Origin of the sequence: Saccharopolyspora sp. NPDC002686, from assembly GCF_040295745.1 — a bacterium.
Classification (GTDB): domain Bacteria; phylum Actinomycetota; class Actinomycetes; order Mycobacteriales; family Pseudonocardiaceae; genus Saccharopolyspora; species Saccharopolyspora oryzae.
In genome coordinates this window covers 1-1,016 of sequence record NZ_JBEOVY010000682.1, presented here as the reverse complement: position 1 = coordinate 1,016, position 1,016 = coordinate 1, and the positions used below count along the sequence as shown (strand labels likewise).

Below are 1,016 nucleotides of genomic sequence, written 5' to 3'. Positions count from 1 at the left end.
GCTGCTGCGCGGCGGCGTCCGCGGCGCGCTGCAGGAGCCCGGCCGCGTCGTTGATCGCCTGCTTGACCGAGACCTCCACGACCGGCTTGCCTGCGAAGCGGTCCCGGTCGCGCACGCCCACGTCGGCGGCCAGGATCACCGCGTCCGCCGCGTCGACGTCCGATGTGGACAGCGGGGTGGAACCGGCCGAACCCTGGGTTTCCACCAGCATCTCGTGCCCGGCGTCCTTGGCCGCCTGCTCCAGGGCTTCGGCCGCCATGTAGGTGTGCGCGATGCCCGTCGGGCACGCGGTGACTGCCACGTACTTCATGGCGCGACCTCCCCGCGCACGTACTCGGCGAGCTTCGCGGCGTCGGTGGCCTCGCGCAGGTTCTGCTTGAACTCCGCGCGCACCAGGCGCCGGGCCAGCGCGGCGAGCACCGTCATGTGGTCGGAACCGCCGCCTTCCGGGGCGGCGATCAGGAAGATGAGGTCCGCCGGACCGTCCTCGGCGCCGAAGTCGACCCCGGTCGCGCTGCGCCCGAAGGCCAGCGTCGGCGCGGTCACCGCCGCGGAGCGGCAGTGCGGGATGCCGATGCCGCCCTCCAGGCCGGTCGGCATCTGCTGCTCGCGGGCTTCGATGTCGGCCAGGAACTGCTCGACGTCGGTGACGCGCCCGGCGGCGGCCAGCCGCTCGGCCAGACCGCGCACCACGGCCTTCCGGTCGGTGCCGGCCAGGTCCAGGTCGACGAGTTCGGGGGTGATCAGTTCGGTAGTCATGCCGCCACTCCGCTGAGGCTCACTGATTTGTCCACTGCGCCCACCCGCACCGACTGCGGGTGGACGTCGTCCGGTGCGGGCATCCGGCTTCCGGCCAAGCCGACCGCCGCCCCGCCGTAGGCGACCGCGACGCGCAACGCGTCGAGGCCGCTGCCACCCGCCCGCAAGAAGCCGGCGAGCATCGCGTCTCATGCGCCGACGGTGCTGCGCACCTCCGGCACCTCGCTGGTGGCGTGCCAGGTGCCGGAGGCGGCGAC

Annotated in this window: 3 protein-coding genes; all 3 read right to left on the bottom strand. The window is 73.6% G+C overall.

Translation table 11 applies throughout. The features are described 5' to 3' along the window. On the bottom strand, positions 1-310 hold a 310-nt coding region (locus ABTZ89_RS38870), incomplete at its 3' end, for a PTS fructose transporter subunit IIB (RefSeq protein WP_351054513.1). Further along, complete coding sequence (locus tag ABTZ89_RS38865) at positions 307-759, bottom strand: PTS sugar transporter subunit IIA (RefSeq protein WP_270954595.1); 453 nt, start codon at positions 757-759, stop codon at positions 307-309. The genes ABTZ89_RS38870 and ABTZ89_RS38865, both read right to left, overlap by 4 nt. Next, positions 756-941 carry a hypothetical protein gene (locus ABTZ89_RS38860; RefSeq protein ID WP_351054511.1) on the bottom strand — a complete coding sequence of 62 codons (186 nt, stop codon included), beginning with the start codon at positions 939-941 and terminating at the stop codon, positions 756-758. The genes ABTZ89_RS38865 and ABTZ89_RS38860 overlap by 4 nt, the downstream gene beginning before the upstream one ends. Positions 942-1,016 lie beyond the last annotated feature (75 nt).

Bases quoted from the DNA above. Each gene is read 5' to 3' on its own strand.
- ABTZ89_RS38865 (WP_270954595.1), bottom strand. From the start codon at position 759: ATGACTACCGAACTGATCACCCCCGAACTCGTCGACCTGGACCTGGCC.
- ABTZ89_RS38860 (WP_351054511.1), bottom strand. From the start codon at position 941: ATGCTCGCCGGCTTCTTGCGGGCGGGTGGCAGCGGCCTCGACGCGTTG.